This is a genomic window from Thalassospira sp. MCCC 1A01148 (genome assembly GCF_001613795.1).
Lineage (GTDB): Bacteria > Pseudomonadota > Alphaproteobacteria > Rhodospirillales > Thalassospiraceae > Thalassospira.
Genome location: NZ_LPVZ01000020.1, coordinates 767,332 through 789,360, shown reverse-complemented (window position 1 = coordinate 789,360; position 22,029 = coordinate 767,332). Strand labels below are relative to the sequence as shown.

The 22,029-nt window shown below is 56.0% G+C and carries 23 protein-coding genes; 7 read left to right on the top strand and 16 right to left on the bottom strand.

The genetic code is table 11. From position 1 onward, the window contains the following. From AUQ43_RS13180 to AUQ43_RS13165, 4 genes are all read left to right on the top strand, one after another. Positions 1-966, top strand: coding sequence for a prephenate/arogenate dehydrogenase family protein (locus AUQ43_RS13180; protein WP_062956704.1), 966 nt, complete (start codon positions 1-3; stop codon positions 964-966). 80 nt (positions 967-1,046) lie between these two features. After that, positions 1,047-1,928, top strand: coding sequence for a DMT family transporter (locus AUQ43_RS13175; RefSeq protein ID WP_062956703.1), 882 nt, complete (start codon positions 1,047-1,049; stop codon positions 1,926-1,928). A 47-nt stretch (positions 1,929-1,975) separates the two neighbouring features. Continuing rightward, a complete protein-coding gene (locus AUQ43_RS13170; RefSeq protein ID WP_062956702.1) occupies positions 1,976-2,536 on the top strand; it encodes a gamma-glutamylcyclotransferase in 561 nt (186 codons plus the stop codon). Next, positions 2,536-3,510, top strand: coding sequence for a DMT family transporter (locus AUQ43_RS13165; RefSeq protein WP_062956701.1), 975 nt, complete (start codon positions 2,536-2,538; stop codon positions 3,508-3,510). Before AUQ43_RS13170 ends, AUQ43_RS13165 begins: the two co-directional genes overlap by 1 nt. 78 nt (positions 3,511-3,588) lie before the next feature. Here AUQ43_RS13165 and AUQ43_RS13160 read toward each other — a convergent pair whose 3' ends face one another. The 4 genes from AUQ43_RS13160 to ftsE form a co-directional block, all read right to left on the bottom strand. Further along, entirely contained in the window at positions 3,589-4,416 is an 828-nt protein-coding gene (locus tag AUQ43_RS13160; RefSeq protein WP_062956700.1) for a 1-acyl-sn-glycerol-3-phosphate acyltransferase, read from the bottom strand. Between the two features lie 90 nt (positions 4,417-4,506). Next, a complete protein-coding gene (locus tag AUQ43_RS13155) occupies positions 4,507-5,235 on the bottom strand; it encodes a YdcF family protein (RefSeq protein WP_062956699.1) in 729 nt (242 codons plus the stop codon). Between the two features lie 126 nt (positions 5,236-5,361). Next, positions 5,362-6,264, bottom strand: a complete 903-nt coding sequence (locus AUQ43_RS13150; protein ID WP_062956698.1) for an ABC transporter permease — start codon at positions 6,262-6,264, stop codon at positions 5,362-5,364. Between the two features lie 64 nt (positions 6,265-6,328). Further along, positions 6,329-7,006, bottom strand: coding sequence for a cell division ATP-binding protein FtsE (gene ftsE / locus AUQ43_RS13145; protein ID WP_062956697.1), 678 nt, complete (start codon positions 7,004-7,006; stop codon positions 6,329-6,331). Positions 7,007-7,381: 375 nt separating this feature from the next. Here ftsE and AUQ43_RS13140 point away from each other — a divergent pair, with 375 nt between their 5' ends. Further along, complete coding sequence (locus tag AUQ43_RS13140; protein WP_084272100.1) at positions 7,382-8,206, top strand: DUF3426 domain-containing protein; 825 nt, start codon at positions 7,382-7,384, stop codon at positions 8,204-8,206. Positions 8,207-8,284: 78 nt separating this feature from the next. On the opposite strand, the gene AUQ43_RS13135 is transcribed toward AUQ43_RS13140, so the two are convergent. From AUQ43_RS13135 to argH, 4 genes are all read right to left on the bottom strand, one after another. After that, a complete protein-coding gene (locus AUQ43_RS13135; protein ID WP_062956696.1) occupies positions 8,285-10,741 on the bottom strand; it encodes a DUF4175 domain-containing protein in 2,457 nt (818 codons plus the stop codon). Between the two features lie 190 nt (positions 10,742-10,931). After that, positions 10,932-12,203: a diaminopimelate decarboxylase gene (gene lysA, locus AUQ43_RS13130; RefSeq protein ID WP_062956695.1), complete on the bottom strand. Its 1,272-nt coding sequence runs from the start codon at positions 12,201-12,203 to the stop codon at positions 10,932-10,934. Then, entirely contained in the window at positions 12,200-12,346 is a 147-nt protein-coding gene (locus AUQ43_RS20455; RefSeq protein WP_181838522.1) for a lipoprotein, read from the bottom strand. The genes lysA and AUQ43_RS20455 overlap by 4 nt, the downstream gene beginning before the upstream one ends. Further along, on the bottom strand, positions 12,343-13,758 hold the full coding sequence (argH, locus tag AUQ43_RS13125) for an argininosuccinate lyase (protein WP_062956694.1): 1,416 nt from the start codon (positions 13,756-13,758) through the stop codon (positions 12,343-12,345). The genes AUQ43_RS20455 and argH overlap by 4 nt, the downstream gene beginning before the upstream one ends. A 31-nt stretch (positions 13,759-13,789) precedes the next feature. Between argH and AUQ43_RS13120 the strand changes: the two genes are divergently transcribed. Next, the gene (locus AUQ43_RS13120; protein ID WP_062957298.1) at positions 13,790-14,350 is read left to right on the top strand and encodes a TlpA disulfide reductase family protein; all 561 of its coding nucleotides are present in this window, start codon (positions 13,790-13,792) and stop codon (positions 14,348-14,350) included. A gap of 17 nt (positions 14,351-14,367) precedes the next feature. On the opposite strand, the gene AUQ43_RS13115 is transcribed toward AUQ43_RS13120, so the two are convergent. The 8 genes from AUQ43_RS13115 to AUQ43_RS20330 form a co-directional block, all read right to left on the bottom strand. Then, on the bottom strand, positions 14,368-15,294 hold the full coding sequence (locus tag AUQ43_RS13115) for a ribokinase (protein WP_062956693.1): 927 nt from the start codon (positions 15,292-15,294) through the stop codon (positions 14,368-14,370). Between the two features lie 162 nt (positions 15,295-15,456). Continuing rightward, positions 15,457-16,923 carry a xylulokinase gene (xylB, locus tag AUQ43_RS13110; protein WP_062957297.1) on the bottom strand — a complete coding sequence of 489 codons (1,467 nt, stop codon included), beginning with the start codon at positions 16,921-16,923 and terminating at the stop codon, positions 15,457-15,459. A gap of 162 nt (positions 16,924-17,085) precedes the next feature. Continuing rightward, positions 17,086-17,973: a 3-hydroxybutyryl-CoA dehydrogenase gene (locus AUQ43_RS13105; protein WP_062956692.1), complete on the bottom strand. Its 888-nt coding sequence runs from the start codon at positions 17,971-17,973 to the stop codon at positions 17,086-17,088. A gap of 68 nt (positions 17,974-18,041) precedes the next feature. Continuing rightward, on the bottom strand, positions 18,042-18,977 hold the full coding sequence (locus AUQ43_RS13100) for an electron transfer flavoprotein subunit alpha/FixB family protein (protein WP_062956691.1): 936 nt from the start codon (positions 18,975-18,977) through the stop codon (positions 18,042-18,044). 15 nt (positions 18,978-18,992) lie between these two features. Then, complete coding sequence (locus AUQ43_RS13095; protein ID WP_062956690.1) at positions 18,993-19,742, bottom strand: electron transfer flavoprotein subunit beta/FixA family protein; 750 nt, start codon at positions 19,740-19,742, stop codon at positions 18,993-18,995. A 255-nt stretch (positions 19,743-19,997) separates the two neighbouring features. Continuing rightward, entirely contained in the window at positions 19,998-20,570 is a 573-nt protein-coding gene (locus AUQ43_RS13090) for a cob(I)yrinic acid a,c-diamide adenosyltransferase (RefSeq protein ID WP_062956689.1), read from the bottom strand. Between the two features lie 46 nt (positions 20,571-20,616). Further along, entirely contained in the window at positions 20,617-20,811 is a 195-nt protein-coding gene (locus AUQ43_RS13085) for a twin transmembrane helix small protein (RefSeq protein ID WP_062956688.1), read from the bottom strand. A gap of 105 nt (positions 20,812-20,916) precedes the next feature. Further along, positions 20,917-21,060, bottom strand: coding sequence for a hypothetical protein (locus tag AUQ43_RS20330; protein ID WP_157088460.1), 144 nt, complete (start codon positions 21,058-21,060; stop codon positions 20,917-20,919). A gap of 180 nt (positions 21,061-21,240) precedes the next feature. On the opposite strand from AUQ43_RS20330, the gene AUQ43_RS13080 reads away from it, so the two are divergent. Then, entirely contained in the window at positions 21,241-21,945 is a 705-nt protein-coding gene (locus tag AUQ43_RS13080) for a glutathione S-transferase N-terminal domain-containing protein (protein ID WP_062956687.1), read from the top strand. Positions 21,946-22,029: the final 84 nt, after the last annotated feature.

Below are 22,029 nucleotides of genomic sequence, written 5' to 3'. Positions count from 1 at the left end.
ATGACCAATACTGCATCCCAACCGCTGTTTGAAACAGTCGCCTTTATCGGCATGGGCCTGATCGGCTCGTCCATGGCACGTCGCATCAAGCGTGACGGCCTTGCCAACAAAATCACTTGCGCGGTTCGCTCTGAGGCGACCCGTGACCGGGTGCTTGAACTTGGTATTGCCGACGCCGCCTATTGCGATATCAAACAGGCGGTTGGCGATGCGGATCTGGTCATGGTTTGTGCGCCGGTTGGTGCCAATGAAAGCATTGGTGCGCAACTGACAGGGGCGCTTAAAAAGGGTGCGATTGTTTCCGACGTCGGGTCGGTCAAGCAATCGGTGATCCGCGATATTGCTCCGCATCTGGATGAAGGCGTTCATTTCGTTCCGGGTCACCCGCTGGCCGGTACGGAACATTCGGGGCCGGATTCCGGTTTTCCTGAACTGTTCGAAGAGCGCTGGTGCATTCTGACCCCGATCCCGGGCGAGAATGAAGAAGCAGTCGCAAAGGTTCGCGGCCTTTGGGAAGCTTGCGGAATGCATGTCGAATGCATGGATGCAGATCATCATGACCGCATCCTTGGCATTACATCACATTTGCCGCACCTGATTGCCTACACGATTGTCGGCACCGCAACCGATCTTGAAGATGCGCTGCGTCAGGAAGTGATCAAGTTTTCTGCGACAGGTTTCCGCGATTTCACCCGTATTGCGGCGTCTGATCCGACGATGTGGCGCGATGTGTTCCTGAATAACCGCGAAGCGGTTCTGGACGTGCTGGGACGTTTTCAGGAAGACCTGATGGCGCTTCAGCGTGCCATTCGCTGGGGCGAGGGTGACAAGCTGTTTGATCTGTTTACGCGCACCCGCGAAATTCGCCGCGGCATTGTCGATGCCGGACAGGATTTCACCAATTTCTCCGCCGAGGGTGAAGACCGCCAAAGCGATGAAAAAGCCAAGAAAAAGCCTGCCGAGTAATACCGTGATGCCCGATTTTCCGGGATAAACCGACGGACAACAACCCCACATGTTGCACCGTCCGGTCCAAGGGGATTGAAATGTCTGCCACCAACCATGCCGCACTGACTCGGTTCATGCCGTTTGTCTTTGTGTTCCTTTGGAGCACGGGCTTTGTCGGGGCCAAATTCGGTCTGCCCTATGCCGATCCGTTCGTTTTCCTGTTTGTCCGATTTGTCATCGTTCTGGTCCTGATGGTCCCGGTCATCTTTTTGATGGGCGCGAAATGGCCAAAAACCTGGCGTGAGGCGGCCCATATCGGCACCACCGGTGTGTTGGTGCACGGGGTCTATCTGGGGGGCGTGTTCTGGGCGATTGATACCGGATTGCCGGCGGGGCTTGCCGCATTGATCGTTGGGCTGCAACCGGTTGTGACCGCATCGGTCGTCGGGTCCATTTTAGGCGAACGGGTTTCGATGCGCCAATGGGGCGGATTGATCCTTGGCCTGATCGGGGTTGCGTTGGTTTTGCTGCCCAAGATTGGCGATGGTGTCGGCATTACCCCGCTTGGCATCGGACTTGCGGTTTTCGCCCTGTTTGGCATGACCGCAGGCACCCTTTACCAGAAACGTTTTTGCACCGGCATGGAACTGATGAGCGGCACAGTCGTTCAATATGTTGCTGCCAGTGTGTTTGTCGGGATCGTCGCGCTGTTCAAGGAGCCGTTGACGGTCGAATGGAGCATGGACTTCATCCTGGCGATGGCGTGGCTGGTGCTGGTTTTGTCCATCGGGGCGATCATGCTGTTGATGGTTCTGATCAAGCAGGGCGAAGCGACCCGGGTGGCCAGCATGTTTTATCTTGTGCCGCCAACGGCTGCGTTCTTTGCGTGGCTCCTGTTTGACGAGCAACTTGGCGTGCTTGGCTTTGCCGGTTTTGCCATTGCCGCCCTTGGGGTGGCATTGGTGATCATGAAGCGGTAGTTTCGCGTAACTTTACGAAACCGGAAAACAAGTTACTGGAGGAATGCGTGACCAACGCGCGCGAAAAATGGGTGTTTGGATATGGGTCGCTGCTGTGGCGGCCGGGCTTTGAGTTTGTCGAGTGCGCACGCGCGCTGCTGCCCGGCTACCACCGGTCATTTTGTATCTATTCCCACCATTATCGCGGCACGCCGGAAAATCCCGGTCTGGTTCTTGGCCTGAACAAGGGCGGGGAATGTGTTGGCAATGCGTTTCGTATTTCGCCTGAAAGCTGGTCAAAGGTGAAAGCTTATCTTGATGAGCGTGAACTCGTGACCAACACCTATATCCCGGCCGATGTCGAGGTCGAGCTTGCAGACGGGCGCAAAGTGATTGCGCACACCTATGTTGCCGATCCGACCCACGAACAATATGCCGGCAACCTTCCGGTGCGTACGGCAGTTGAAATCATTGTTGCGGCACACGGCAATGTCGGGCCGAACCTCGAATATCTTGAAAACACGGTGAGCCATCTTGATGAAATGGGCATCGTTGATCCGCCGCTGCATGATCTGATGGATCTGGTGCGCCGCGAATATGGCGAGATCAATATGGGGGCCGGTATTTAATGAGTCAGTCCAATGCAACGACCGTCGCAGCAGGACAGAGCGGATCACAAACGCCCCTGACGGTGGCCTACATGATGCTGGTGGCTTGTTCGCTGATGTGGGGGTCAAACCACGTGGTGGCGCGCGGCATCAATGAGACCGTGCCGTTTGAAGCGCTTTCCTTCTGGCGCTGGATCGTGGCGATGTGTTTGTTGCTGCCGTTCTGCGCCAAATATCTGCGCCGCGACCTCGCGATCATGTCCCAGCATAAGCTGTCGATGTTTTTGATCGGCTTTACCGGCGTGTTCCTGTTTTCCGTGGTGATCTATCTGGCGGCCTATAACACCACGGCGGTCAATACCGGCCTTTTGAATGCGACGACACCGATCTGGGTTCTGTTGTTCGCAGCCCTTCTGACGGCAGACAAGCCGCGGCTTGGTCAGTGGCTGGGCGTTCTGATCGCCGGGGCGGGCACCGCGACCATCATTGCCAAGGGTGACCCATCGGTCTTTGCCAGAATGGATTTTGTTCTGGGCGATGTGCTGGCGATGATGTCGGCCATGGTCTGGGCGGCCTATTCGATGTTTTTGAAACGTGCGCCCAAGGGGGTGCACCCGCTGAGCCTTGTATTTGTGTCGGCCGTGATCGGTTTGTGCTTCCTGACCCCGCTTTATATCTGGGCGCTGGTTGTGAATGGAAAGCCGTTCTTCACCACACTTGATCCGGTTTGGCCCGATATGCTCAAGATCTTCTATATCGGGGCAGGTCCGGCGTTTTTGGGGTACATGTTCTGGAACAAGGGTGTTTCGATGGTCGGCCCGGCCAAGGCCGGGGTGTTCATGTATCTGATCCCGGTTTGCTCAAGCGGTCTTGCCATCGCGTTTCTGGGCGAGGCGCTGCATCTTTACCATCTGGCAGGCATCGTTTTGATCGTGTCGGGCATCTGGCTTGTGACGCGTAAAAAGACCGAGCGCGTTCGCGTCACAAAGCCTTAGAGCCGCCAAACTTAAAAAAGGCCCGCTTACCACATGGTATCGCGGGCCTTTTTGTTGTCTTACCGGGGGGGCTGCGGTTCAGGAAACCTTGTCGCCGCTTGGGGCTTTGGTCGTGACGCTGATTTCCGCGTCTTCTTGTTCCTGTTTCGCATCAATATCATCGGTGGTCAGGGTAGGCAGCTGGAATTCCGTTTGAGCCTCTGCCTCAAGCTCGCGCGTGCGGGTATCGATGCGGTGCTTGATTTCCTTCATGAAGGTCTTGCGATCAAGGCCCGGTTCCATGGCAGGCAAGAATTCCATGGTGACCCGACCGCCATATTTCATGAAGCTGTCGCGGCCCCAGAACATGCCGGAATTCAGCGCAACGGGTATGACCTTGGTATCGGGGAAGGCTTTGTAAAGCGCGAAGATACCCGGATGATACGGGCGGTTGGAGCCCGGCGGGGTACGCGTGCCTTCGGGGAAAATGATCACCTGACGGTTTTCCTCAAGCGCCTTGGAAGCCCCCTTGATCATGTCTTTGAGGGCCTGACTGCCCGCCGACCGATCCACGGCAATCTGTCCCGAAAGGATCAGAAACTGCCCGACCAATGGAATGCGGGTGAGTTCCTTTTTCAGGATATAGGCCGGATCGGGGACCACCGTATGGAAGGTCAGGGTTTCCCAGGCAGACTGGTGTTTGGCGACAATGATGCAGGGGCCGTCCGGCAGATTTTCCAAACCGGTGAAGCGTTTGCGCATGCCCACCGAATAGCGCAGCATGAACTGAATCAGTCGACACCATGCATGCCCGACAAACTGGTTGGCCTTGCGTCCAAACAGCATCAGCGGCAAAAGAACGATGCACAAAAGCGCCGTTCCACCGAAAAACAACACGTTAAAGAGCAACGCGCGCAGGGCTATCATTCAGACAAATTCCTTCATGGGCTTAGGGTCCTGATCCTAAAAATCTGCTGTTTTGTAACAGCAATATGACGATCAGAAAATGCCGATTGTTCACCCACCCTTGCGCACCCCGTTTGAGGCAGAATAGTCATCAAGGTCGGGCGCGTCACCGGACGTCCCACCCGGACTACGCAGGGCCCTTCGGTCGCCGTTTGGCAACCAGTTCAGCAGCGTGTTGCGCAGGCTGGCAAAAACATACTTGTTATATTCGCTGGCGATCAGTGCAGTACTGCCCGGGAAGCGCCACCAATTTTCGATTTTGACGTTATCGGGAAAGACCGGATGGGCGACGATTTCGACATCGGGCATCAGGCTTTTGAATTCCAGAAGCGATCTTGGCATGTGGTAGTTGGCCGTGACGATGCGCAGACTTTGATAGTCTTCCTCATACATCCAGACCGCGGTTTCAATTGCATTGCCACGGGTGTTTTCCGCCACATGACCCAGCACAACACAGCATGAAATCAGACGCGGATCGGATTTGCCGACTGACAGCAATTCATCAACCTCTACGCCGCGATAGACGCCCGATATGAACAGTTTATCGGCAAGGCCACGGACCAAAAGACGTCGACCTTCGGACAGGCGTTCGCTACCGCCCGTCAGAACGACAATCGCATCGGTTTTTTGGGTGGGGCTATCGACGCTTTTGGGAATGTAATCAACATACCAGACAAAGCCGGCTGCCCAGATCAGCCCGCAAAAAATGAGAGCCGAGAGCAAAAAGCGAAACCGCCGAAAGCGGCGGCGGTGCTGCACACTAAGCGGGGGTTTGTTCATAGATGCGTGCCTGAATAGCGGCGATCTGGCATGAATTCGGATCTCCTCAGAGGGCCAAAGAGGGCCAAGGCCATGATCCCAAAAGGGAAGTGGTGACAAACGGACTATACGAAGACCGCCAGCGGGTTACAACATCCTGTGTAGAACACGGAGCACGGTTCGGGTTGCCGTAATGCCCGCGACCATTGCCACAATAAACGGAATGGCGACAATTAGACCGATAAAGGTCGGGCTGAGAACCAGGGACGGTACCGGCCAGCCCGCACGCAGGCCAAGCCAGCCAATCAGGGCGGAAACGGGCAGCGCAATCAAAAGACCGATCAACGCGCCAAAGAAGGCAAGGCGTCGATTATGTCTGCCGAACTGACTTGCGATATAGCCATCCTGCGCCCCGATCAGATGCAGCAATTCAATGATGCGGTGATGGATCGAAAGCCCTGATCTGGTAGCAAACACAACCGACAGCATGGTTGCGCCAAACAGCACAACAATCAAAAGTGCCAGTGCCAGTTCAACTGAAAAGGCGACATCGGCAATGCGTTCGATCCAGATGCGATGATCATCAAGCACGGCCTCGGGGGCGATTACCCCTAAACGGCTTTCAAGCGCATCGAAATTGAACCCGGTTTCAGGCGTAATTTCGATGATGCGTGGAATGGGAAGCTCGCTTATGACCTCGTCCGGGCCAAGCCAGGGTTCAAGCAGGGCGGCCATGGTGTCGGGGCTAAGTTCCTCGATCCGGGCGATACCGGGCAGGGTGGAAACCTGTTCGATGATGCTGTCCACGGTGCCTTGCAGGGCGGCCTCACGCTCGGCAGGGGTGCGATTGGCAAGCTCGGTCGGGGGAACCTGGATCGACAGGCTGCCTTCGATCTGACCCGACCATTGACCGACACTGTCATGCAGGGCGGCAAGTCCGACGATGGAGAATGTCAAAAGGGCCACCATCAGGGCAACGATGCTTGGCAAAAAGCGCGCCGAAGAGTCGCTTTCTAGGGGAAGGTGCGATGGTGGTGCGCGAAATGCCATGATCGTGTGTTGGTCCTGTTGATCCCGTGGTTACGAGTCTTGACGGTTAAAGTGTCGTCGGGTTTCAGCCGCTGTTGGAGACATCATGCAAGGTACCACCTTCGAGCAGCCATTGTGTATGGCCAAACCGCCGCACAAGATTGCGGTTATGGGTGGCGATCAGAACGGTGGTGCCCAGTTTGTTGAGTTCCTCAAACAGATAAAGCAATCGCATGGCGATTCGGTCATCGACGTTCCCGGTCGGCTCATCGGCCAGAAGCAGGGCAGGGCGACCAATGACGGCGCGCGCAATGGCAACGCGCTGTTGCTGGCCACCAGACAGGCGTGACGGCTGTGCATTGATGTGATCGCCAAGGCCGACCCATTCGAGAAGTTCGGTGACGTTTTTGCGAATCTGAAGGTCTTCGACACCCGCCACGCGCAGCGGCAGGGCGACATTTTCAAAGGTTGTCAGGTGATTGATCAGGCGGAAATCCTGAAACACGACACCGATCTTGCGGCGAATCGCGGGCAGTTCCTCGCGCTGGATGCGGATATTGTCGCGCCCAAAGATCGAAATTTCGCCACGCGTTTGGCGCAGGGCCAAATATAAAAGCCGCATCAGCGTGGATTTACCCGCACCCGAAGCCCCCGTCAGGAAATGAAAACTGCCGCGGCCCAAAGAAAAATTTAGATCGCGCAGGATTTCCGGCCCGGATTCATAGCGGACTCCGACATTCCTGAAACTGACAACGTCGGTCAAAACTCTTGCTCCATATGGCCGAATGACGGTCGGTGCGGGCGAAAGCCCTGTGTCCTGACCCTAGCAGCTTATAACGGTTTTCGTCATTATCTGACAGGGTTGGAAACTAGCGCTGTCATGACAATATCGAAAATGAATTAACCTGTTAGAGCAGTTTGTCATCTATTTTCGGGTACCATGAAAAGCAGTGCTATACCATGGTTTGAGACCCAAATCCGGGCAGCTTCTGTTATCTGTGCTTAACAGTCTGTTAAATCGCGGCTATTTACATATAGTGTAAGTCTTCACTGACGGCACAGGGGGACCGTCAGTCGCAAACACCTTCACGCCTTCCCCCGTGTTAGATGCCGCCGTCATCGATATGCCAGGTTTGCAATGATCATTACTTGCCCAGAGTGTTCCAAGAAATACTCAGTCAAAACAGAAGCCATCGGCCCGAAAGGCCGAACCGTGCGCTGTAAAAGCTGCGGCAATAGCTGGCATCAGGACCCGCCCGGGGCAAAGAAGGCTGCACCAGCGCCAGCACCGGAAAGTGATATCCCGGCCCCGTTCAACGAAGAGGGATCGCTGGGGGCTGATTTCAACGCAGATCAGATGGGCAACGGACCGGTTGATCCGGGCTTTGAAGAAGCCGACAAGATCCCTGATCCGCCCCCGATTCCCCAACAGCTGATTCGCAATAATCCCAAGCCGGAACCCAAAAAGAAAAAGGGCATCATCGGCTGGATCATCTTCCTGCTGTTGCTGGCTGGCATTGGTGCGGGCGGATATTTCGCCAAGGATCAGGTCATCGAAATGTGGCCGCCAATTGCCAAGGTTTATGACATGGTCGGCCTTGATGTGCCGCATGTGGGCGAAGGCCTTGATATTCGCGAACTGCCGCCGACCCGTGAAGAAGAAGACGGGGTCGATGTGCTGGTGGTCCGGGCCGAGATCGTCAATATAAGCGAAGAACCGCGTGCCTTGCCATACCTTCTGATCGAGCTGCTTGACCCGCTTGATCGTGTGGTTCAGCGCAAAAAGGTTCCGCTGATCTATGATGAGTCGCTTGTGTCGACCGGTGCTGAAATGCCGATGCAGCAACAGATGCTGCCGGTTGGCGAAAGCATGGAAGTCGAAACCAAGATCCGCCGTCCGAACCCGACGGCGACCCGCTTGCAGGTGACTTTCCTGGATCCGCGTGAGGCGATTGAGCCTTAAGCACCCCGGAAGCAGACCGAATAACAAGAAGGCAGCACATCATGTGCTGCCTTTTTTGTTTGGAGTTGGGAAGGCCTATCAGAACCGTTTGAGCAGGCGGTCGATATATTCCTGTTCGATCTGCGGGCGGTCGGGATCGCCGGAGCGGCGACGGAGTTCCTGCAAGATACGCCAGGCGCGTTCAAGGGTGTTTACGTCCGGGATGATGGTTGGACCGTTGCTGCCCCCCACCGGACGGCCCAGCGGGTCACGCCGCCCCGATCCGTCAAGCTCTTCGAGCATGGGGGCCATCTGGCTTAGACCTTCGAGCGCGCGGCTGATTTCGCCGATGCCCTGTTGAAGCGCGTCCATGGCTTGTCGCTGATATTGCAGGGCTTCGTGCGAACGATCATGTCCAAGCGCATCGGCGGCCCCACGCATGGCATCAATCACCGAATTCATACCACTGACATCGCCGAACTGGCCCAGTCCCGGACTATTAAGGATTTCACCAGCATCATCGGCAAGCCCCTGTTGCTGGCTCGCACGCGGGCCATTGCCGTTTTGCGCGGAGGCATTGTCACCATCATTCATCAGGTCTTGCTGCCGGCGGGACAGATCACGCATGCCGTCAAGCATCTCGCGCAGTGTTGATGTGATGTCCATGCCGCCTTCGCCGCTGGTGACCTGCATGTTTTCGACCAGTTCGCGCAGGCGATCAATCAACTGGCGGGCCTGATCACGGGCCCCGGCGCGCATCAGGGCATCAATCTGGTCAATGATGCGCGACAGGTCCTGCTGTTCGAGTGTGGCACTGGCAGCGGGTTGTTCTTCGGTCGCCTCAGGGCTTTCGCGCATCAGGGCGGCGAGATATTCGTTCAGCGCCTGCCGGTATTCGTCAATCAGTTGGGCAATTTCACGTTCGGTGACATCGGGATTGGCAAGTGCCTCAAGCAGGCGCTCCTCGGCCTCCATCAAATTACGCTCGGCAATGCCATAGGATCCGCGTCCGATCTCCTCTGCGATATGCCAAAGAAGGCCAGCGACATCCTGGTGGGTGTCGCGATCATGCAGGTTGGCCGACAGGCGGTTCTCGGCGACAGACAGGCTCAGGAACACGCCCAGATGACCGTTAAAGGCCTGCGGGGCGAAAAGGACAGGCAGCATGGCCTGATGCATTTCAAGCGCACGATCAGGATAGCGCAGCAAGCCGCGGCGAATGGCAATCAGCTTTTGCGCGACCGGGTGGGTAAATTCCCGTTCAGGCAGTATCAGCGAGCGGATATCGCTTTCACCCGGTTGATCGGCATTGTCACGCGATACCATCTGGATATTGACCGGCAAGCCCGCCCACGGGTGGGCCACCAGATCAACAAAGCGCGGGCCGTCAATGCGGGTCGGCATGGCACCGGCGCTGTTGGCTCCACTTCCACCGGTGCTGCCTGTGCTGCTTGTGCCACCAGCATCACCCTTGAGGTCGATGACGACCTGCTCAATCGGGCCATACTGTTCGATCATGTCCTGTTCAGCAGCGGGCATGATCACAAGGTCCAGACTGGCCAGCCCGTAATCATCACTGGCGACATAATCAAGGCGAACATGATCGCGACGGGTGACACTGGGCGGACTGATGAAGGAAAGGCTTGGTACCTTGTCTGCCAGAAGTTCGATATCGAGTGTCAGACGGTCATTGCCCCAGACCGAAATCCGCCAAAGGCCCGGCTGGTCAATGGCGGTGGAAAGGACATAGCTGTTCTCGCTGCTTTCGGTGAAGGATTTTTCACCGCCCGGCGTGGTCAGGGTCGGTTCCCAAATACTTGAAATACTGCCATCAAGCGTGGCGCCCACCGGAACTTGAACCGACATGATGTTGCCGTTGGCTTCTGATGCGCTATTGCTGTCATTTTGCTCTGATAGCGAGCTGAACTGCAAAATGCGCGGGATTTGTCCGGTATAGGCCGGTGGGGTGACCCAAAGGGTGGCGGTGAAATCCGCAGCCCCCAGACGTTGAAGCGGGCTGAAGGCCTTGGAAAAGCGTTCCGTCACATGATCCGCCCCGGTCATCAGGCCGACAAACAACAGCAGAACTGGAATTGCGGTCAGGCCAAAGCGATCCACCCGCGTGATCGCGGGCAAGGGGCGCGACAGCCGCAGATTCGACAGAGCGGCTTCATGCAGACCCAGTTGACGCTGCCAAAGATAGCTGGTCAGCGGGTCGTCGGTTTCGGGGATGTGATCTTCAAGGCTTTGCAGCGGGTTGTTATCAAGCCGGTTGTCGATCTCTATCCGGTGCAGGACGTCCCGGCGCGTGGGCATTTTGAAATTGCGCCATGGGGCGACCACGGCAATCATGACGGCGACCGACAGGATGGACAGCAAGATGATGTGCCCGGTCGCGGGGAGAAGTTCAAACGTTCCGGTCAGTGTCAGACCAACGACCAAAAGGCCGATGGAAAGAGCCGGGATCAGGCAGGGCCAGACAGATTCCCACACAATCACCACGTGCGTTTTGCGCACATGGCGTTCCATCTCGGGATAGGGTGGTATCAACGACATGCGTCTGGTGGTTCCTGCTTGCCGAAATAATGCGCGTTGTATCCGGGATTCCAGCACAACCCGCTTCTTTAGAGTTTGGGTTTTTGGCCGTAAGGGTCAAGCAGTTCGCCCGATTGGCGCAAAATAAAAGAGCGGCTGGCACATGGCCAACCGCTCCGAAAGCAAATACAGATCAGAAAGTAACCGCGCCTCAGGCGTTGCTGAGCCAAGAGGGCACCTGATCCATATTGATCAGATCATCGATTTCCTGACGTGGACGCACGATGGCAAAGTTGTTGCCCTTGACCAGAACTTCCGGCGTCAGCGCCCGGGTGTTGTAGGTCGAAGACATGACCGCACCATAGGCACCAGCCGACATCACAGCGACCAGATCACCGGCCTTGAGGTCATCGGGAAGGTCGCGGTCCTTGCCAAAGGTGTCACCGGTTTCACAAACCGGGCCGACCACATCGACTTTCACCTGTTTGTCGTCGTCACCCTGTTCATCGACCGGGATGATTTCGTGATAGGCGCTGTAAAGTGTCGGGCGGATCAGGTCATTCATCGCCGCATCAAGAATGACAAAGCGCTTGGCTTCGCCCTCTTTGATATACATGACGCGCGAAACCATGATCCCGGCATTCCCGGCAATCAGGCGGCCCGGCTCAAGGGTGATGTGGCAACCAAGATGGCCGACGGTTTCACGCACCATCTGACCATAGGCATCGGGAAGCGGCGGTGTTTCACCCTGATAGGCAATGCCAAGCCCGCCACCGAGATCAAGGTTGCGAATATCAATGCCTTCGGAACGGAGCTGTTCGACCAGCCCGGCCAGACGCGTAAATGCCTCGCGGAACGGGGCCAGATCGGTCAACTGGGAGCCGATATGCATGGCGATACCGGTGACTTCGATACCGTCCATGGCGGCCGCGTCGCGGTAAACCTCGATCGCGCGGGTCCAGTCGATGCCGAACTTGTTCTCGGCCTTGCCGGTTGCGATCTTTTCATGGGTCTTGGCATCGACATGCGGGTTGACGCGCAGCGCAATGCGCGCCTTTTTGCCCATATCGATGGCAACACGGTTAAGCTCGTTCAGTTCTGGGATGCTTTCGACATTGATCTGGGCAATGTCGGCCTCAAGGGCTTCGCGCATTTCGGCATCGGCCTTGCCAACCCCGGAAAAGATGATCTTGGCCGGCTTCATGCCCGCACGAAGTGCACGGCGCATTTCACCAACCGAAACCACGTCTGCACCCGCACCAAGATTGGCAAGTGTTTTCAGGACTGCCTGGTTGGAGTTTGCCTTAACGGCAAAGCACACGGTGGCATCAAGGCCGTCAAATGCGTCGGCATAGACTTTGTAATGGCGTTCCAGGGTCGCGGTCGAATAGCAAAAGAACGGGGTTCCGACCTTGTCAGCCATTTCCCGGATCGAGACGCCTTCGGCGTACAGTTCGCCGTTGATATATTCAAAATGGTTCATTGGGCCGGGTAATCCCTTGGATATTCATAACCTTTATCGGTCGGCGGTTCGAGCGGGCCTTTTTTGCCACACGCCGCAACCGACAGTCCCAGCATGATGGCCAGTGTGACCACGGTGCCGCGTTTCAACAGGCTGTTGTTCATTTCAAAAACCTTTCCTTTGCGGCCGCAACGGATTCCTTCACACGGACCGGGGCGGTGCCGCCAAAGCTTTGGCGGGCGGCAACCGATGCCTCGACTGTGAGCACATCATAAACCGCATTGGTGATCTTGGGTTCAATCCCCTGAAGGTCTTCAAGCGACAGCTGATCAAGATCGCAGCCCTTGGTTTCGGCCAGTTTAACTGTCGCGCCAACAACGTGGTGGGCATCGCGGAACGGCATGCCCAGTTCGGCGACCAGCCAGTCGGCAAGGTCGGTGGCGGTGGTGTAACCCGCACCGGCTGCTGCACGCATATTGTCGGCAAAGACTTTCATATCGGCGATCATGCCGGTCATGGCCGCAACGCACAGGCCAAGATGATCATGGGCCTGGAAAACCGGTTCCTTGTCTTCCTGCATGTCCTTGGAATAGGCCAGCGGCAGGCCCTTCATCGACAGCATCAAACCGTTATAGCAGCCAACAATACGCCCGATCTTGGAGCGGATCAGTTCGGCCGCATCCGGGTTGCGTTTTTGAGGCATGATCGAAGAGCCGGTCGAAAACTTGTCAGACATGCCGATAAAGCGGAACTGGGCAGAGCACCAGATGACCATTTCTTCGGCCAGACGCGACAGGTGCATGGCCGCAATCGATGCAGCATTGAGGTATTCAAGCGCAAAGTCGCGATCCGATACCGCATCAAGCGAGTTCGCCGTCGGGCGATCAAAGCCCAGCGCACTTGCCGTCATGTGACGGTCAATCGGGTAGGGGGTGCCAGCAAGGGCCGCAGACCCCAGCGGGTTTTCGTTCACACGTGCGCGGCAATCGGCAACGCGCCCGCGATCACGGCCAAACATTTCGACATAGGCCAGAAGATGGTGACCGAACGTGACCGGCTGGGCCGCCTGCAGGTGGGTGAAGCCCGGCATGATGGTTTCAGCATGGGTTTCAGCCTGCGTGATCAGGGCTTCCTGAAGGCCCTTCAGACCGGCTTCCAGATCGCCAAGCGCAACATCACGGACCCACAGTTTGAAATCGGTCGCGACCTGATCATTGCGCGAACGTGCAGTATGCAGGCGTCCTGCGGCCGGGCCGATCAGTTCGCGCAGGCGGCTTTCAACGTTCATGTGGATGTCTTCAAGGGCGGCTGAGAATTTGAATTCGCCACTCTCGATTTCTTGAAGAATCTGGTCTAGACCATTGGTTATCTTTTCGCCATCTTCAGCGGGAATGATGTTCTGCTTGACCAGCATGGCGCAGTGGGCCTTGGAGCCCTGAATGTCTTGGGCGTAAAGGCGCTTGTCAAAGCCGATGGAAGCGTTGATTTCTTCCATAATGGCTGAAGGGCCTGCTTCAAAGCGGCCGCCCCAAAGGGAGTTTGCGTTATTCTGGTCAGTGGCGTTTTGGTCGGTCATCGTGATCCGCAGTCTTGGAAAGGTGGGTGCTGTGAAAGCATTGCTTCGTTACGTAAAACTTGGCGTGATTGTCGCCATCTCGGGCATTTATGCAACCCCTGCCTTTGCTGATACGCAATTACCGCAAGAACTTTCAAAGATGGTCATGCCATCGGATGGGGGTTCTTTGCCCGAAGATCTGGCGTTTGTCGATGAAAATGGCACTGAGATCGCCTTTAACAGCCTGAAAGGACAGGTTGTTTTGGTCAATCTTTGGGCGACCTGGTGTGTTCCGTGCGTCAAGGAAATGCCCGATCTGGATCGTTTGGCGGTCGAAATGGCAGACAAGCCGTTCCGCGTTCTGGCCCTTAGTCAGGACCGTGGCGGTGCCGATGCGGTCAAAGAATTCTTTGAAAAGAATGGAATCGAGAACCTTGATGTTGTTCTCGATCCGCGTGGTGCGATTGCCCGCCAGATGGGCGCACGGGGCCTGCCGACCAGTTTTGTCTATGACGCCAATGGTGATTTGCGCGGTAAGCTTGAAGGAATTGCGCGCTGGGACGCGCCAGAGGTCATCACGTATTTCGATCAATTGATTGACCAGACGTCCTGAGGATTAATCCCCCGGCCTCAGGCCGCGCGGCTTTCGATCAGGTTTAAAACGTCTTCCAGAAGGGGGGCGGCGTCTGCAGCACCTTCGCTTGTCGTGGCAAGGGCGCCGGTCGCGCAGGCAAAGCCGACAGCGTCATGAAGTGACTGACCGCCATGCAGGGCGACAGCCAGACCGCCATTAAAGCAATCCCCGGCACCGACAGTATCAATCGTGTTGACGTTAAAGCCCGGGACCATACCGGTTTGTCCGTTTGATGAATAAAACGCACCGGCACCACCCATTTTGAGCACCACGGTTTCCGGGCCCATTTCATGCAGTTTGTCGCTGGCGGCACGGGCGGAGTGCTCATCAATGGGGGCGATGCCGGTTAAGGCGCTGCATTCGCTTTGATTGGGGGTGACGATATGGGTCAGGGCCAGCAAATCGCGCATCACCACCAAATCAGCAACAGGTGCCGGATCAAGAATGATCTTTGCCTGTCCTTCACGGGCGTATTTGATTGCGCAGTCAACCGCGACCACGGGACATTCAAGTTGCAACAGCAGGTAGTCACAGTCGCGCAAGCATGCCTGTCTTTCATGAAGGTCAGACCGGGACATGGTCATGTTGGCACCACCGACAACCGTGATCATGTTTTCGCCGGCGTCATCAATCGAAATAAGCGCAATACCGGTCTGGGCTTCGTTTGCGACCACCATATTGGTGGTATCAAGCCCTTCAAGGGTCAGCGTTTCAAGCAGTTGACGCCCGAGAAGGTCATCACCGATCTTTGAAATGAAAATCGGTGGCACACCCAGACGTGCGACAGCGAACGCCTGATTGCATCCCTTGCCACCTGGACCCGTTCTGTAGTTATGGGAGACAACAGTTTGTCCCTGCGTGGGAAGCTTCGCCACCTTGGCGGCGAAATCAAAGTTCGAGCTTCCGACAACTGCAATTGTCATATCTGTCCGTGCGTATAAGTTAATTCCACTAAATTAATGTTGGCACCAATTCAGAGGTTTAAAGGGCGCGGTTGCCAAAATTCACCGATATCCCGAAATTTTCAATGCCATCCGCCTTGGGCCAACGTATCAGGCTTGCTCAAAATACCTGTTCAAGACGGTTTATTCGGGGGTGAATTCCGCCGACAAGGCGGCATAAATGCGCTGAAACTTCGCAAAGCGCGGCTGATAGGACGCATTGCGGGCAAGATCGGGTTCGATGACCTCCTCGATTGCCGGTTTGACGCAGACATCCCCGACCGGTTCATTGGTCAGTGCAAGCCGTGCCAGACGTGCTGCCCCAAATGCCGGGCCTTTGGCCGCCCCTTCATAACGAGCAAGTGGCTTGCCCAGGATGTCGGCGATCAGTTGTATCCAGTAGCGGCTGCGTGCGCCGCCGCCAATCACGCCGGGCAGGTCACAATGTGCGCCCGCCTGATGCAATCTTGATTGTGCATCACTCAGGGCAAAGCCGACCCCCTCAAGCACGGCCTGGACCATGGTTTCGCGGCCTGTATCACTGCCCAGTCCGAAAAACACGCCACGGGCATGAGGGTTGTTATGCGGGGTGCGTTCACCGTTCAGATAAGGCAGAAACACGACGTCTGATGGTGCTTTGTGTTGTGCCTCGACCCGGTTGAGCAAGGCGGCAATGTCGCTTTCGCCCAAAAGGTCGGCGGCCCATTTCAGGCAACTTGCCCCGTTAAGCAGCACGGCCATCTGAAACCAGTGGTTCGGGATGGCGTGGGCAAAACTGTGCAGGAGTTCTTCGGGCTTGGGACGGTATTTGTCCGAGGCGATGAAAATCTGTGACGAGGTGCCCAGCGAAATGAACCCGTCGCCGTGCGAAACCGCCCCGACACCGATTCCGCCTGTTGCGGCGTCGCCACCACCCCCGGCAATGATGACGTTTCCGGCCATTCCCCAGCGGTCTGCCAGTTCGGCGCGAAGCGTGCCGGTGATATCGGACCCTTCAACCAGTTCTGGTAATTGATCAGGGGTCAATCCACAAGCCTCGATGGCGCTTTGGTTCCAGCTTCGGCTTTGTTCATCAAGCCACAGCGTACCTGCGGCATCCGACATTTCGGTGACCTTGTCGCCCGACAGGCAAAAGCGGATATAATCCTTGGGCAGCAGGATGGTTTTGATTTTGGCAAACAGATCGGGTTCGTGTTTTTGCAGCCAGAGCAGTTTGGGCGCGGTCATGCCCGACATGGTTGCCACCCCCGCCCGTTGCCCAAGGTCGGGCAGGGCAGCGTCGAGTTCGGCGCATTCCCGGGTCGCGCGCCCGTCATTCCACAGGATGGCGGGGCGAAGCGGTTTGTCATCGGCCCCCAGCAAGGTCGCGCCATGCATCTGGCCGGAAAGACCGATGGCGCGCGTGGCCTGGATTGCTGCCGGGGTTTGTCGGTGCAGTGCGTCGACGGCCTTCAGGGTGGCGTCCCACCAGTCGGCGGGGTTTTGCTCGCTCCAGAACGGGTGGGGGCTTGACACCGACAAGGGGACATCGGCCTCGGCAAGGGTTACCGAGTTTTCATCAATCAGCAGTGCCTTGACTGCCGACGTACCGACATCAATCCCGAGATACATGTTCGGACGGCCTCCAGAAACCGTTTTGATTGTTCCCGACATCCTGATTGCGCGGGTTAAACCAGGCACCATTCCAGATGGTTAAGAAAGGGATTGCAACAAAAAAAGCCGCTGCGAGGCAGCGGCTTTGATGTCTTGATGCCTGTCTTGGCATGCAACCGCTTAGCGGGTCGGGGTCGGTTCGTCGCCGCTATAGTCATAGAAGCCACGACCAGCCTTGCGGCCAAGCCATCCGGCTTCGACATATTTGACCAGAAGCGGGCACGGGCGATACTTGGTATCGGCCAGACCATCATGCAGGACATGCATGATCGACAGGCAGGTATCGAGACCAATAAAGTCGGCCAGCTGCAGCGGGCCCATCGGATGGTTCGCCCCCAGACGCATTGCGGTATCGATGGACTCGACGTTTCCCACACCTTCGTAAAGGGTGTAGATCGCCTCGTTGATCATCGGAAGCAGGATGCGGTTGACGATAAAGGCCGGGAAGTCTTCGGCACTTGCCGTGTCTTTGCCAAGCTTTTTGGTCAGTTCATGAATGGTGCGATAGGTGGTTTCGTCTGTGGCAATGCCGCGGATCAGTTCCACCAGTTTCATCAACGGTACCGGGTTCATGAAGTGCATGCCCATGAACTTCGCCGGGCGGTCGGTATAGGACGCCAGACGGGTGACCGAAATCGATGACGTGTTGGTCGCGATGATCGCTTCCGGGCCAAGCACCGGGCACAGGGCCTTGAAGATCTGTTTCTTGATCTCTTCGTTTTCGGTGGCCGCTTCGATAACCAGATCACAGTCAGACAGGAAGGAATATTCCGTTCCGGTTGAGATCAGTTTCAGCGCAGCGTCTTTTTGCGCTGCGGTAATGATCTCTTTCTTGACCTGTCGGTCCATGTTCTTTTCCATCACGCCGATGGCCTTGTCCAAGGCTTCTTGCGAGATGTCGAGAATTCGGACGTCGTAACCAGCCAGTGCGATCACATGTGCAATACCATTGCCCATCTGACCGGCGCCGATTACGCCAATGGTTTTAATATCTTCCAACGAAGCCATTTGTTCCCCACTCGTCCCCAAGGGTCAAAACAACAGTATGCGTCGCTTTGACCCTAACGGGGATCAGATTATTTGTCGAGTTCACTCGCCAGAGCGGGAAGGGCCTCGAACAGGTCACCGACAAGTCCGTAATCCGCAACCGAGAAGATCGGTGCTTCTTCGTCCTTGTTGATTGCCACGATGACCTTACTGTCCTTCATGCCGGCAAGGTGCTGGATAGCACCCGAAATGCCTACAGCAATGTATAGCTGCGGTGCAACAACTTTGCCGGTCTGGCCAACCTGCCAGTCATTCGGGGCATAACCCGCATCAACCGCAGCGCGAGAAGCGCCGATGGCAGCGCCGAGTTTGTCGGCAATCGGTTCGATCAGGTGGAAGTTTTCACCCGAACCCATACCGCGACCGCCAGAGATGACGATGCCAGCAGCGGTAAGTTCCGGACGTTCCGACTCGGTCAGTTCCTGACCAACGAAGCTCGACTTGCCAGCGTCAGCTGCGACAGAGACGTCTTCGACAGCAGCAGAACCGCCTTCGCCAGCAACCGCATCAAAGCCGGTTGTACGGACAGTAATCAGCTTAAGCGCATCTGACGACTGAACGGTCGCCATGGCGTTACCGGCATAAATCGGACGGACAAAGGTGTCCGCATCAACAACATCGGTGATGTCGGAAATCTGTGCGACATCTTTCTTTGCTGCAACGCGGGGCATGAAGTTCTTGCCCGTGGATGAAGCCGACGCAAGAACGTGGCTGTAATCATCAGCCAGTTCGACCACCAGACCTGCCATGTTTTCAGCCAGGAAATGGCCGTAAGCGGCGTTGTCCGCGAGGAGAACCTTGGAGACACCTTCGATCTTGGCCGCCGCGTCGGCAACGGCCTTGCAGCCTTCGCCCGCGACCAGAACGGTGATGTCGCCACCGATTTTCTGAGCAGCAGCAACGGTGTTAAGCGTGCCACCCTTCAGTTCGGTGTTGTCGTGTTCGGCAATTACAAGAATGCTCATTTGATTGATCCCCGCTTAGATTACTTTTGCTTCGTTGCGGAGCTTGTCGACAAGCTCTGCGACATCGGCAACTTTGACACCTGCCTGACGTGCTTCCGGTTCGGCAACTTTCAGGGTTTTCAGGCGCGGCGCGGTATCAACACCAAGATCGGCCGGGCTCATGGTATCGAGCGGCTTTTTCTTGGCTTTCATGATGTTCGGCAGCGACGCGTAACGCGGCTCGTTGAGACGCAGGTCGGTGGTCACAATTGCCGGAAGATCAATCTTGATGGTTTCAAGGCCACCGTCGATTTCACGCGTGACATCAAGTTTGCCGTCAGCAACGGCAACCTTGGACGCGAAGGTGCCCTGCGGCCAATCCAGTAGCGCGGCCAGCATCTGACCCGTCTGGTTGGCATCATCGTCAATTGCCTGTTTGCCAAGGATCACAAGATCCGGGCTTTCCTTGGCAACGACTTCTTTCAGGAGCTTTGCAACAGCCAGCGGCTGGAGTTCGTCCTCGGTTTCGACCAGAATGCCGCGATCGGCACCCATGGCAAGGGCGGTGCGCAGGGTCTCCTGGCACTGTTTAACGCCGAGCGATACAGCAACCACTTCGGTGGCAGTACCGGCTTCCTTGAGGCGGATGGCCTCTTCAACGGCGATTTCGTCAAACGGGTTCATGGACATCTTAACGTTGTTCAATTCAACGCCAGACTGGTCCTGTTTGACACGGATCTTGACGTTGTAATCCACAACGCGCTTAACGGCGACAAGAACCTTCATGACAGACCTGTTCGTTTTTGTTGTCGAAACTGCGGGCTTTGCTCCCTACCAAAGCAGAAGGCAAGCGGACCCGCATGGTAATGTTTTCCCCGCGACGCACAATAAGTAGTGCTACGCAGGTTGTCAATTTACGTAAAGGTGTTGACGTTAACGACAACTTCTTCACGAAAATCTTGATGCCCTTCGCGGTCTTGATACGGCAAAAATCCGCAAGGGAACAAGGATTTTGTCCGATAATCCTGTTATCGGGCCAGATTATCGGGTCAGTCCGGGCTGCCAGAGAACATCCTCCTTGCCGTCGTTATTGGCGTGACGGGCAAGGACAAACATGTGGTCTGACAGTCTGTTGACATATCGCACGGCCTCCGGGTTGATGGTTTCAACCCCGGCAAGCTCGACAATCAGGCGCTCCGCCCGGCGCGAGACAGTGCGCGCCACATGAAGCTGCGCTGCAAGCGCACTGCCACCGGGCAAAACAAATGATTTCAGCGGATCAAGCGAAGCGTTGATCTGATCAATTTCGGTTTCAAGACGTTCGGTTTGCTTGGCAGTAATGCGCAGGGCGGGTTGTTCGGGATTATCATCGCTGCCATCCCCCGGCGTGCAAAGATCCGCGCCCAGATCGAAAAGGTCATTCTGGATTCGCGCGAGCATCTCATCGACTTCGCCTTGTGCATGCAGGCGGGCAACACCGATCACGGCATTGGTTTCATCCACGGTGCCATAGGCGTCCACGCGCACGGAATTTTTTGGAACGCGGGTGCCATTGCCAAGGGCGGTTTTGCCCTTGTCACCGGATTTTGTATAGATACGAGTCAGTTGAACCATGTGCCGTCCGTAATCTTGGTTTGTGTGGTCAAGGCGTATGCCTGGCTTAGGAACCAACCGCCATCAGCGACAGGATGAAAAGCAGCAACAGGGCCAGACCCTGCAACAGGACGCGCATTTGCATCAGTTTGTTTTGCTTGCGTGCATCCTTGCCGCGCGCCATGGAAACAATGCCCATGACCAGAACACCTGCGACAGCTGCCATCGCAATCAACATACCAATCTGTAAAAAACCAGCCATTCCTGTTTCTTCCCTGTTTCTGCCCGCAGACTTCTACCGCGCCCGGCGGCGACATGCTGCGCCAAACGGACGCAACAGGCAACCAGACGATAGGATATTTCGCAATTAGTCGATGGTTTCGCCTTCCCCGAAGCTGCGGCGGTCGATTTTGAATTTCTTGATACGCGAGGCCAGTGTGGTTGGTTTGATATCCGGAAAGGTGACCGCACCATTTTCGCCAAACACCCGTGGTGCTTTGTATCGGTCCATCCTGGATCTTGGTCATTTTGCCCTGTAGATGGCTGCCACGGAACGTCTTTTACTTTCTTGGGGTGTTTGAGGCCGGGAGTGTTGGTGGAAACAATAAGTTGCCTGATTTCCGGTGGCACAATCGTTGTGGTAGCCTAAATGTATTGGTCAACAACCTATTGACTTTGAAAGGGCTTTGTCATGGCTGATCTGTCGAGTTTCGATATTACCAAGCGCTGGCCGGCGCAAAATCCGGACGTTATTCAGCTTTATTCCCTGCCGACCCCGAACGGGGTAAAGGTTTCCATCATGCTGGAAGAGACCGGTCTGGACTATGAGCCGCACCCGATCAATATCGGCGAAGATGAAACCTGGACCCCGGAGTTCCTGTCGCTGAACCCGAACGGCAAAATCCCGGCAATCATCGATCCGAACGGACCGAATGGTGCGCCGCTTGGTCTGTTTGAATCCGGTGCCATCATTCAGTATCTGGCCGAGAAAACCGGAAAGTTCCTTCCCGCCGATCCGGCGAAACGCATTGAGGCGATCCAATGGGTTTATTTCCAGATGGGCGGACTCGGTCCGATCTTGGGCCAGCTTGGCTTCTTCCATAAATTTGCAGGCAAGGAGATCGAGGACAAGCGACCACTTGATCGTTATCGCAAAGAATCCAAACGTTTGCTGGGTGTTCTTGAGACCCGTCTTGAAGGACGCGACTGGATCATGGGGGATGAATATACCATTGCCGACATTGCATCGCTTGGTTGGGTGCGCAACCTGATCGGTTTTTATGACGCTGGTGATCTGGTTGATTATGACGAATTTAAAAACGTTCCGGCGTGGCTTGAACGTGGTCTTGATCGTCCGGCGGTTCAACGCGGTGTGAATATTCCTGCCCGCGACTGATCTGCGCATATCGCGGAAATTTCGCCTAAACCTGACCGGATGATCAGAAATGCTTTTCATCCGGTCAGACTGGCTTTAACTAGG

Excerpts from the sequence above, each read along its gene's own strand:
- AUQ43_RS13160 (WP_062956700.1), bottom strand. The coding sequence starts at position 4,416 with ATGATAGCCCTGCGCGCGTTGCTCTTTAACGTGTTGTTTTTCGGTGGA.
- AUQ43_RS13090 (WP_062956689.1), bottom strand. The coding sequence starts at position 20,570 with ATGGTTCAACTGACTCGTATCTATACAAAATCCGGTGACAAGGGCAAA.
- AUQ43_RS13105 (WP_062956692.1), bottom strand. The coding sequence starts at position 17,973 with ATGGCTTCGTTGGAAGATATTAAAACCATTGGCGTAATCGGCGCCGGT.
- AUQ43_RS13085 (WP_062956688.1), bottom strand. The coding sequence starts at position 20,811 with ATGGCTGGTTTTTTACAGATTGGTATGTTGATTGCGATGGCAGCTGTC.
- AUQ43_RS13180 (WP_062956704.1), top strand. The coding sequence starts at position 1 with ATGACCAATACTGCATCCCAACCGCTGTTTGAAACAGTCGCCTTTATC.
- AUQ43_RS13175 (WP_062956703.1), top strand. The coding sequence starts at position 1,047 with ATGTCTGCCACCAACCATGCCGCACTGACTCGGTTCATGCCGTTTGTC.
- AUQ43_RS13095 (WP_062956690.1), bottom strand. The coding sequence starts at position 19,742 with ATGAAGGTTCTTGTCGCCGTTAAGCGCGTTGTGGATTACAACGTCAAG.
- AUQ43_RS20455 (WP_181838522.1), bottom strand. The coding sequence starts at position 12,346 with ATGAACAACAGCCTGTTGAAACGCGGCACCGTGGTCACACTGGCCATC.
- AUQ43_RS13165 (WP_062956701.1), top strand. The coding sequence starts at position 2,536 with ATGAGTCAGTCCAATGCAACGACCGTCGCAGCAGGACAGAGCGGATCA.
- AUQ43_RS13140 (WP_084272100.1), top strand. The coding sequence starts at position 7,382 with ATGATCATTACTTGCCCAGAGTGTTCCAAGAAATACTCAGTCAAAACA.
- lysA (WP_062956695.1), bottom strand. The coding sequence starts at position 12,203 with ATGAACCATTTTGAATATATCAACGGCGAACTGTACGCCGAAGGCGTC.
- argH (WP_062956694.1), bottom strand. The coding sequence starts at position 13,758 with ATGACCGACCAAAACGCCACTGACCAGAATAACGCAAACTCCCTTTGG.
- AUQ43_RS13150 (WP_062956698.1), bottom strand. The coding sequence starts at position 6,264 with ATGGCATTTCGCGCACCACCATCGCACCTTCCCCTAGAAAGCGACTCT.
- AUQ43_RS13100 (WP_062956691.1), bottom strand. The coding sequence starts at position 18,977 with ATGAGCATTCTTGTAATTGCCGAACACGACAACACCGAACTGAAGGGT.
- AUQ43_RS13155 (WP_062956699.1), bottom strand. The coding sequence starts at position 5,235 with ATGAACAAACCCCCGCTTAGTGTGCAGCACCGCCGCCGCTTTCGGCGG.
- AUQ43_RS13115 (WP_062956693.1), bottom strand. The coding sequence starts at position 15,294 with ATGACAATTGCAGTTGTCGGAAGCTCGAACTTTGATTTCGCCGCCAAG.
- AUQ43_RS13135 (WP_062956696.1), bottom strand. The coding sequence starts at position 10,741 with ATGTCGTTGATACCACCCTATCCCGAGATGGAACGCCATGTGCGCAAA.
- AUQ43_RS13080 (WP_062956687.1), top strand. The coding sequence starts at position 21,241 with ATGGCTGATCTGTCGAGTTTCGATATTACCAAGCGCTGGCCGGCGCAA.
- xylB (WP_062957297.1), bottom strand. The coding sequence starts at position 16,923 with ATGTATCTCGGGATTGATGTCGGTACGTCGGCAGTCAAGGCACTGCTG.
- AUQ43_RS20330 (WP_157088460.1), bottom strand. The coding sequence starts at position 21,060 with ATGGACCGATACAAAGCACCACGGGTGTTTGGCGAAAATGGTGCGGTC.